This is a genomic window from Lactobacillus nasalidis (assembly GCF_016587775.1).
In the GTDB taxonomy this organism is placed as follows: domain Bacteria; phylum Bacillota; class Bacilli; order Lactobacillales; family Lactobacillaceae; genus Lactobacillus; species Lactobacillus nasalidis.
Map to the genome: position 1 here is coordinate 1 of NZ_BOCG01000051.1, position 8,082 is coordinate 8,082.

At 49.1% G+C, this 8,082-nt stretch carries 10 protein-coding genes, 2 tRNA genes and 3 pseudogenes; 5 read left to right on the forward strand and 10 right to left on the reverse strand.

Annotated elements, in window-relative coordinates; all coding sequences use genetic code 11:
* Positions 1-129 precede the first annotated feature (129 nt).
* From lacNas_RS00405 to lacNas_RS00420, 5 genes and pseudogenes are all read right to left on the reverse strand, one after another.
* On the reverse strand, positions 130-435 hold the full coding sequence (locus tag lacNas_RS00405; protein ID WP_201330056.1) for a hypothetical protein: 306 nt from the start codon (positions 433-435) through the stop codon (positions 130-132).
* Between the two features lie 337 nt (positions 436-772).
* Positions 773-1,540 carry an ABC transporter permease gene (locus lacNas_RS00410; RefSeq protein WP_201330057.1) on the reverse strand — a complete coding sequence of 256 codons (768 nt, stop codon included), beginning with the start codon at positions 1,538-1,540 and terminating at the stop codon, positions 773-775.
* The gene (locus lacNas_RS00415; protein WP_201330058.1) at positions 1,537-2,175 is read right to left on the reverse strand and encodes an ABC transporter ATP-binding protein; all 639 of its coding nucleotides are present in this window, start codon (positions 2,173-2,175) and stop codon (positions 1,537-1,539) included. Before lacNas_RS00415 ends, lacNas_RS00410 begins: the two co-directional genes overlap by 4 nt.
* 115 nt (positions 2,176-2,290) lie before the next feature.
* Positions 2,291-2,500 (reverse strand): annotated as a pseudogene (locus lacNas_RS14085) (helix-turn-helix domain-containing protein); the annotation flags it as partial.
* Between the two features lie 15 nt (positions 2,501-2,515).
* The gene (locus tag lacNas_RS00420; protein ID WP_244660611.1) at positions 2,516-3,139 is read right to left on the reverse strand and encodes an AraC family ligand binding domain-containing protein; all 624 of its coding nucleotides are present in this window, start codon (positions 3,137-3,139) and stop codon (positions 2,516-2,518) included.
* Positions 3,140-3,237: 98 nt separating this feature from the next.
* On the opposite strand from lacNas_RS00420, the gene lacNas_RS00425 reads away from it, so the two are divergent.
* Complete coding sequence (locus lacNas_RS00425) at positions 3,238-4,050, forward strand: Cof-type HAD-IIB family hydrolase (protein ID WP_201330059.1); 813 nt, start codon at positions 3,238-3,240, stop codon at positions 4,048-4,050.
* 76 nt (positions 4,051-4,126) lie between these two features.
* Positions 4,127-4,294 carry an HAD hydrolase family protein gene (locus lacNas_RS00430; protein ID WP_201330060.1) on the forward strand — a complete coding sequence of 56 codons (168 nt, stop codon included), beginning with the start codon at positions 4,127-4,129 and terminating at the stop codon, positions 4,292-4,294.
* A gap of 108 nt (positions 4,295-4,402) precedes the next feature.
* Here the strand turns inward: lacNas_RS00430 and lacNas_RS00435 are convergent.
* Positions 4,403-4,475 (reverse strand) — tRNA-Thr (locus tag lacNas_RS00435).
* Positions 4,476-4,570: 95 nt separating this feature from the next.
* Positions 4,571-4,702: a hypothetical protein gene (locus lacNas_RS14390; protein ID WP_280515145.1), complete on the reverse strand. Its 132-nt coding sequence runs from the start codon at positions 4,700-4,702 to the stop codon at positions 4,571-4,573.
* An 89-nt stretch (positions 4,703-4,791) separates the two neighbouring features.
* Between lacNas_RS14390 and lacNas_RS00440 the strand changes: the two are divergent.
* Positions 4,792-5,040: pseudogene (locus lacNas_RS00440) on the forward strand (autolysis-associated response regulator transcription factor); the annotation flags it as partial.
* Between the two features lie 22 nt (positions 5,041-5,062).
* Here the strand turns inward: lacNas_RS00440 and lacNas_RS00445 are convergent.
* Together lacNas_RS00445 and lacNas_RS00450 are read right to left on the reverse strand one after the other, a co-directional pair.
* Positions 5,063-5,135 (reverse strand) — tRNA-Thr (locus lacNas_RS00445).
* A gap of 91 nt (positions 5,136-5,226) precedes the next feature.
* Entirely contained in the window at positions 5,227-5,451 is a 225-nt protein-coding gene (locus lacNas_RS00450; protein WP_201330061.1) for a hypothetical protein, read from the reverse strand.
* Between the two features lie 146 nt (positions 5,452-5,597).
* On the opposite strand from lacNas_RS00450, the pseudogene lacNas_RS00455 reads away from it, so the two are divergent.
* Positions 5,598-6,754, forward strand: a pseudogene (locus tag lacNas_RS00455) (DUF2974 domain-containing protein).
* Between the two features lie 198 nt (positions 6,755-6,952).
* Entirely contained in the window at positions 6,953-7,312 is a 360-nt protein-coding gene (locus lacNas_RS00460; RefSeq protein WP_201330062.1) for a hypothetical protein, read from the forward strand.
* 66 nt (positions 7,313-7,378) lie between these two features.
* Here lacNas_RS00460 and lacNas_RS00465 read toward each other — a convergent pair.
* Positions 7,379-8,082, reverse strand: a 704-nt coding sequence (locus lacNas_RS00465) for a DnaB-like helicase C-terminal domain-containing protein (protein ID WP_201346490.1), incomplete at its 5' end; no start/stop codon positions are given.

Below are 8,082 nucleotides of genomic sequence, written 5' to 3' on the forward strand. Positions count from 1 at the left end.
AGTATGACTAAAATTTGCGCTCTAACCTAAAGCAAAGTTCTGGCTTTCCCTACGCTAATTCAACTTAGAACCTACCTGCTATCTCTTACATATAATCAAACACATTAAGTACGTTTTTCGCCACTAGTGTTATACTCTTTTATCAAAAATCCTTAAGTAGCCGGCTACCTTATCGCATTTGATTTTATATCTGGTACCCTCAAAATCAAATTTCACTCCGCCCTCTGAGTGAAATGACCTTTTTGGATCTCCCTTAGGTACAAAGCGATCTACAACCTCATTAACATTAACCTTGTTCTTAAGCCAATCTTGGTTCCATTTCTTTTCCCGATCTTTGCTCCTAACATACCTTCCTTGGTCAATATCATTTTGCGGTACGGTAACATTTACATAATACTTTGAAGCTTCAGAATACGTCGATTTTGAATCGCTCATTATGCTGCTCCTCTATGCCACTTAGAATGAAAGGCTGAACAATAGTAAGAAACACCCCTTAAAATTTGCACTTGTCGTCACCTTCAAGAACATTAACGGGGACAATCTGATAGAAATTTTCAAACAGCAGTGCCGGATGCGAGGCTGGATCGTCAACGAAATTGACCTTGAAGAAAGAATCAAAGTCAATGCTGAAGCCCAAACCGAAATCGAATGGGACGACTAATTTTTATAACCAAAAAGCTACATTAACTCACTCTGTGTGATGTGAGATAATGCAGCTTTTCTTCTCTATATAATACTTCTTACTGATGAGCGTCAAGTCATGCACTCATCGCTACTCCTCTTCCCGCAGTTGGCTCCGCTTGTTGAAGTAATTGCGGTAGGACAGGTAGCCCGCGATCACGGCGCCCAGGCCAGTCGCTGACAAGAGCATGAAGGTGACCATGATCTGGTACTTGATTGCGTAAACGGGGTCCACGCCGGCAAAAATCAACCCGGACATCATCCCCGGCAGGCTGACCAGCCCCACCGTCTTAGCCGAGTCGATCGTCGGCTGCATAGCGGTCTTGATGCTCCGCCGCAGGATGGTCATGCTGGCCGTCTTTACGTCGGCCCCGAGGGCGATTTTTTCCAAAACCTGCTGGCGCTGGTCGTGGAAACCCGTAGCCAGTGCCTTGTAGCACAGGCCCATGGCCACCATCTCATTGCCGGCAATCATCCCCGTAATCGGAATGATCTGCATCGGCTTCAATTTCACCGTCTGAGTCAAGAGCAAGACGCCCAAGGTGATGTAGGTCCCGATCAAGAGGGCCACGATTGACTGCCAGAGCTGGCGGTTCGGGTTGGGATCCCGCTTGTTGGCGTTCCAGGCCGCGTTAAAAATGATAAACAGGGTCATCAAGAGGGTCAAAATGGCATTGTTGACCTGCATGATGAACTTCAAGACGTAGCCGACGATGACCAGCTGGACGATAGCCCGGGCAACGCTGTAAAAAATATCCTTGGTCAAGCCCAGCTTTTCCTTCCAGGAAATTGCCACAGACACCAGGACCAGGGCAAAAGACAAGATTAATGACAAGTCGCTGACAGCCATTGATTTCATTTGAGGACGCCTCCTTTTTCCATGTGCAGGAGCTGCTTGGAAGCGGCCAGCTCCTCTTGGTCGTGGGTCACCTGCACGAGCGTGGTTCCCTCCTGGTGGACCCGGGCGATCAGCTGGTGAACGATCCCCTTGCTCTCCTCATCCAGCCCGGTCGTCACCTCGTCCAAAAGGAGGACCTCCGGCCGGAAAAGCAGGTTGCGGATCAAAGCCACCCGCTGCTTTTCCCCGCCAGACAGGGTGGTAATCTTTTTGTCCAAATAGTCAGCTGGCAGGTCGACCTGTCGCAGGGCCTCCTTGGCCCGCTTTTCGTCAAAGGCCTGCTTGCGGATGGCAAAAGGCAGAGCCAGGTTGTCCTTGACCGTTTCGTCGAACAGGGTTGGCTGCTGGAAGCAGTAGGACACCTGTCGGCGGTACTGGACCAGGTCCAGGTCATCAAGATTTTGCCCCTTGTAAAAAATCTCCCCCCTGCTGGGCGAGATCAAGCCCGCGATCAGCTTCAAAGTCGTGCTTTTTCCGCTGCCCGACGGCCCGGTCAAAGTGAGATAGTCCCCCTCCTCCACGGCAAAGGAAACATCTTGCAGGATCTCCTGGTCACCTGCCCGGTAGGCCACCTGCTTGAGTTCAATAAGCGCCATTTTCTTCCTCCTGATTTCTGTAATTTTCATGCTGCAGTTACATTATAGTCCAAAGCGGATGAAGCTGATTTAAGGATTTTTTGAAGGATTTTGGGCAAGAGCTTTGGGCAAAAAATTATTTTTCCGTCAAATAGTATTTCTTATAAGCATTCCGGTACTCCGTGGGCGTCTTCTGCTTCCACTTCTTGAAATTACGGTTGAAAACACGGCTGTTGCTGAAGCCGGAGTCATTGGCAATAAACTCGATCGTCTTGTCAGAATTGAGCAGCAGCTGCCGGGCGTGCATTAGACGGACCAGCTTCAAATACGAGGCCAGGGTCAAGCCGGTGTTCTGCTTGAGCTACTTGTTCAAGGTCATCTGGGAAATATGAAAATGCCTAGAGATGCTTTCAGCCGACAGGTCCCGGGCGAAGTTGTCCTGGATAAAAGTAATGACTTCATTGACCAGGCCCGTTTCCAGCGGAGATTCGCCCTTTTCCTCCTCATTGAAAAACTGGTCAAGCAGAACGATCACGTTGAAAAAATGACTCAAGATTTTCAAGCGGCCGACTTCTGTAAACGGCCGCAGCATCAGCTCATCAATCTTTTTTACTTCTCCCACCAAGCACGCGTAGGCTTCCGGGTCAGCGATACTTTTTTGCCCCAATAAATTAAGGTTCCAGTTTTTGCTGGGCGGAAATTCACTGACCAGAAAGTCGTCATCGATGATCAGGCCAAAGTATTCCCAGTCCCCTTTTTCCCCGCTGGAGCTGTGAATCAGGTTGCGGTTGACCACCCACACGTCGCCGCTGTTGAAATGAAAGGTGTGGCCGTTAACGGCGAATCGCAAGTCCCGTCCTTTGACCAGGCAGTTGATCTCAATCCCCTGGTGCCAGTGCTCAGCGACTTTGACATTGCCCAGCCGGTGGTAAAAGTAAAACGGCAGTCTGGGATCGTTCTGCACTTCCTCATGCTTGATTGCCATCTTTACAAATCGCGCCCCCCTTGCTTTAGACTTTGACACTTGTGGCCTATTTTTTAATGATACCATGACGGTGAAAGTTGAAACAAGGAGGTTAAAAAATGATCAAACTGATTGCTTTGGATACTGATGGGACTTTATTGAACTCTAATGGCAAAATCCTGCCTTCAACCAAGGCCGCGGTCGCCAAAGCCTTGCAAGCGGGCATCAAAGTGGTGCTGTGCTCAGGTCGGCCGATTGCAGGTTTAAAGCACTTCATGGACGAGCTGGGCATCACCGGCCCGGACCAGTACGCGGTTACTTTAAACGGCGCGATTACGCGCGACGCGGACGGCAAAATGCTGACGGCGGATTTGGTCAACAACTATTTTTACCGGAAAATGACGGCTTTTGGCAAGGAGCACCATGTGCCCTTCAACATCGTCGACCCTGATTCCCGGATCATCACGGCCGACCGAGACATCGACTTCATAGAGTTGGTCCAGGCCTGGGAAAACACCGCCGGCATGTTTGTCAGAGAGCCGGACGAGCTGCCGGACGACTTCGAAATTTCCAAGGGCTGCTTCGTTGGCAACCCGAAAATGCTGGACGAAATCGAGCCCGCCGTCAGAGCAGAATTTGGCGGAGACCTCTACGTCGTGCGCGCGGACCCGCATTTCTTGGAAGTCTTGAACCCGAAAGTCAGCAAAGGCAACGGCTTGCAAGAATTGGGCGAAAAAATCAACATCAAGCCGGAAGAAATGATGGCTTTTGGGGACGCCGGCAATGACATCTCCATGTTTGAGACCGTGGGCTTGAGCGTCTGCATGGGCAATGGGACAGACGAGGCCAAGGCAGCCGCTGACCATGTCACCGCCGATAATGACAGCGACGGCATCGCGCTGGCAATTGACAAATACGTTTTTAATTGTTGAATTTAATAGAAAAATTCCTTCTTAATTTTCTTGTTTAAAAATCGGTACTCTTTCTAATTGATTGAGGTAAAGAAGCATGAAATTAATCGCGGTTGACATGGACGGCACCTTTTTGCGCGGCGACGGCGTGGCCGTGGCCAACGCGATCCCGGCCCTAAAAGAAGCCGCTAAGCACGTCACCCTGTCCAATAAAGACCAGGGCGGCTTAGATTATTTGGAAAAATATCTCGACAACCTAGACTAACTGAAAAACCGGGCACCACATTCTCTCCGTGTGGTACCCGGCTTTTTTCATTGAGGAAATTTTTGGGATAAAACAAAAACCAGCACCTTCCGGTACTGGTTTAAATTATGCTGACTAGAGGATTCGAACCTCCGACCCCTTCATTACTAGTGAAGTGCTCTGCCAACTGAGCTAAGTCAGCAACTCTTGTGCCTTAACACATTTATTAATTTAACCATAAAAACGCGTCCTTGGCAAGAGCTTTCGCGAAAAAAGTTGAGTTGTTTAGGCGGGCAGCTACTTAAGCAGCTTGAAAAGCAGCTCGCCGATACCAAAATTGCTGACGTCATGCCCCGTGCAAAGAATGCTGAGGCTGCTTGCCGGCGTGACCTCCCTGCGGGACAGTCGCTTAGCCTTTCTTTCAACCATTTTTTCAAAATCCAAAATTATATTGTTCATGCTTCTGAATAAAGGCCAGGACAAAGCTCCGCGTTTTCCAAATATGGAATCAGCCTTTCAAAAGCTTGCGCGTTTATGCCAAAAATAAAGTCTTCGATTGCCTGGGCACCCTCAAGGATTATGAAAAAAGGTATCCAAGCTTGGTCCCTGCTGACCGGCAAAGCTTGATAAACCTGGATGCAGTGCAAAATTACGACGAAAAAAAGGGCATCGCCTATTTTGATCAAGGCGTTGCCCATTCCGTAGCCGTCCGTCGCCGGCGGTCAGTCATGCTGAAATTGAATGCAACAAAAAATGACCTTGCTTAAACAAGGTCATTTTCTTTATTTATGCTGACTAGAGGATTCGAACCTCCGACCCCTTCATTACTAGTGAAGTGCTCTGCCAACTGAGCTAAGTCAGCGACTCTTGTGCCTTAACACAGTTATTAATTAAACCATAAAAACGTGTCCTTGACAAGAGCTTTTACCAAAAAAATTGAAATTATCTGTTTTTTAACCGTGAATCGGGGCAAAGAAGTAGAAGATTACCGCCAAAATCACCAAGTACGCTACTTGCACGCCGGCCGCGAGCTTGAGCGTCTTTTCCATCCCCTGCATGGCCGGATCCTGCCGTTGACTGTACAAATACACCAGTGGCAGCCAGCCCCAAAATGGCAGGACAAAGCTCAAGACCATGAGCAGGGTCAGCCAGATTGACTTAACTGTTACAACTTTCATTCGTCTCATCTCCTTTTCATTCTATGCCATAATCATACACCTTTAAAGTTTTTTGTAAATAAAAAATTATCTGTGATCAATATAAAGCCTTCCCTGCCCCGCTTTTTGCGCAATATTGTACAATGTAAACTAAGGAGGTTTTTGCGATGGCATCAACATTAGACTATCTGCGCTGGCGCGGCGATCTGGATTTTCAGACCTGCCCCTTCAACAGCCTGGATGCTTCCTTAATGGCATCCCTGGCCTACCTTCCCTTTGACGGCAGCACGGTCGGCCACAGCCTAGGCGAGGTCGCCCAGTCCGTCTACCAGCGCGTGGGCCACGACTGGCAGGGCCTGGACAAAACTGAGCTCTTGCTCTTGCCCAAGTCACCCCGTCTGGCGGATTTGACTGTCCTGGACTGGGTCAACAAAATGGAAATCGAGCCTGAACCCATCCAGTTCAACGCCGGTGCCTTCCGCCTGGACGAGCAGACAATCCTGGTCGCCTACCGGGGCACCGACCAGTCCATGATCGGCTGGAGCGAGGACATGGTCATGAATTATACACCGGAAATTACCGGACAAAGGCTGGCGGCCAAGTATCTCAACCAGATCGGCCAGGCCTACCCAAAAGACCGGATCTACATCACCGGCCACTCCAAGGGGGCAACTATGCCCACTACGCTTTAGCCTTTGCTGATCCGCAGATTCAAGCCCGGGTCATCAAGTCCTACAGTTTTGACGGGCCTGGCTACCGGCACCAGATTTACGGGACCAGTGGCTTCCAAGACAATATCAAAAAGATGAAGACCTACATCCCGGAAAGCTCCATTGTCGGCTGCATGCTGGACCATACTGAGCGCGTCTTGGTCGTCAAGTGCGCCCAGCCGGCCCTCAACCAGCACGACCCCAGAACCTGGAGCGTTGGCCGAGACAGCTATGTTTTGGCGCAAGAGGGCCTCACGGCTACAGCCCGGGTGATCCGCCACTCCCTGATCGCCTTCAACCACCAGATTCCAGCGGAAAAAAGGGGGCAGATGTGGTCCGCCCTCTTTGATGCTTTTGGCAGCCTGGACATCACCAAAGTCAAGCAGATCAGTGGTTTTACGGGAACCTACCGCTTTGGCCGGGCATACTTTGCCATGGACCCGGAAATGCGGACCATCTTTAGGCAGATTTTCAACAATATCATTGAAACGGCCCGGCAGAGCCTTACCCTCCCCTTCACCAAAAGCGAGGATCCTTACAAGGACCGGCCAGACTTCAATGACTCAAAGAAAGGCCCCATCTTTTTTGAGGCCTACGACATCAAGCAAGAATAAGTCAAAAAAGCACGAATCAACAACGATTCGCGCTTTTTTCTGTCTAAAGCAAATTGAAAGATACAGGATAGACCTTTGATATTTTTATTAGCAAAATTAGAGTATTGCGATCTGTGTAGATGTTTGCTAAAGTTAAATAAATATTAAAAGTGTTACTTTAGGAGGTAATTATGCGTAAGAATGTAAAGAGGAAAATATATGTTTTATGGGTTAATCACCGATGAGAATAACGCAAATGTAACTAAGATGTTGTTTGAAGCTATGCATGAAATGGCCTTGTCACAAGGTGATGCTATAGAACATCCCGTTTCACTAAGTTTATTTTTACTAGGAATGGGTGTTGATGACCCCACTGTAGAAGACAAACTGGTAAAAAAAGCTGTTGAAATGTATTTTTCATCAGAAGATCCAATGAAACTAACAACTGAAGACTTTCAAAAAGAATTTGCAAAAATTTCACCATTAATTACTGATCGAGGATCGATAAAATATATTTTAAGATGGATTGGCTTGTACAACTTCCCTAAAATTTACCCTGTTGCTATTAGTATCATTTAACATTTCATACGGATAATAACAAAAGCGCGAATCAGCAACGATTCGCGCTTTTCTATAGCTAAAATTTTACCCCTGGGCCTCATGACCTGGGTCCAGGTTGGAGAAGCGGTTGTAAGGCTTGGAGAACATCAGCTTGGCTGATCCCCGCCGGCCTGACCGGTTCTTTTCAATAATAACTTCAACTTCAACGTTTTCCGGATCTTCCTTCGGTTCGTCGCCTTCTTCTTCCTCATCCCGGTAGTAGTCGTCCCGGTAGAGGAAGCCAACGATGTCGGCGTCCTGTTCGATTGACCCGGATTCCCGCAAGTCTGACAAAATTGGCCGCTTGTCCTGCCGCTGCTCAACTGACCGCGACAACTGCGACAGGGAAATTACCGGCACGTGCAATTCCTTGGCCATCTTCTTGAGCTGGCGGGAGATCGCGGAAACTTCCTGCTGGCGAGACTCGGTCTTTGGTCCTTCAATCAGCTGCAGGTAGTCGATCACGACCAGGCCCAGGTTGCCCAGCTCTTTTTGCAGGGCCAGACACTCGGCCCGGATTTCACTGATCTTGATGCCGGGCGTGTCATCGATGTAGATCGGTGACTTGCTCAGCACGTTGGCCGCCATCTCCAGCTGCCCCCATTCATTTTCTTCCAGAATCCCGGTTCTGAGGTGCTGGGAGTCGATCAGGCCCGTTGAGGCCAGCATCCGCTGCACCAGCTGCTCACCGGACATTTCCAGGGAGAAGACCGCCACCGGCAGCTTCTCGTTGATGCCGACGTTCTTGG

Excerpts from the sequence above, each read along its gene's own strand:
- lacNas_RS00405 (WP_201330056.1), bottom strand. The coding sequence starts at position 435 with ATGAGCGATTCAAAATCGACGTATTCTGAAGCTTCAAAGTATTATGTA.
- lacNas_RS00410 (WP_201330057.1), bottom strand. The coding sequence starts at position 1,540 with ATGAAATCAATGGCTGTCAGCGACTTGTCATTAATCTTGTCTTTTGCC.
- lacNas_RS00415 (WP_201330058.1), bottom strand. The coding sequence starts at position 2,175 with ATGGCGCTTATTGAACTCAAGCAGGTGGCCTACCGGGCAGGTGACCAG.
- lacNas_RS00420 (WP_244660611.1), bottom strand. The coding sequence starts at position 3,139 with ATGGCAATCAAGCATGAGGAAGTGCAGAACGATCCCAGACTGCCGTTT.
- lacNas_RS00425 (WP_201330059.1), top strand. The coding sequence starts at position 3,238 with ATGATCAAACTGATTGCTTTGGATACTGATGGGACTTTATTGAACTCT.
- lacNas_RS00430 (WP_201330060.1), top strand. The coding sequence starts at position 4,127 with ATGAAATTAATCGCGGTTGACATGGACGGCACCTTTTTGCGCGGCGAC.
- lacNas_RS14390 (WP_280515145.1), bottom strand. The coding sequence starts at position 4,702 with ATGGTTGAAAGAAAGGCTAAGCGACTGTCCCGCAGGGAGGTCACGCCG.
- lacNas_RS00450 (WP_201330061.1), bottom strand. The coding sequence starts at position 5,451 with ATGAAAGTTGTAACAGTTAAGTCAATCTGGCTGACCCTGCTCATGGTC.
- lacNas_RS00460 (WP_201330062.1), top strand. The coding sequence starts at position 6,953 with ATGTTTTATGGGTTAATCACCGATGAGAATAACGCAAATGTAACTAAG.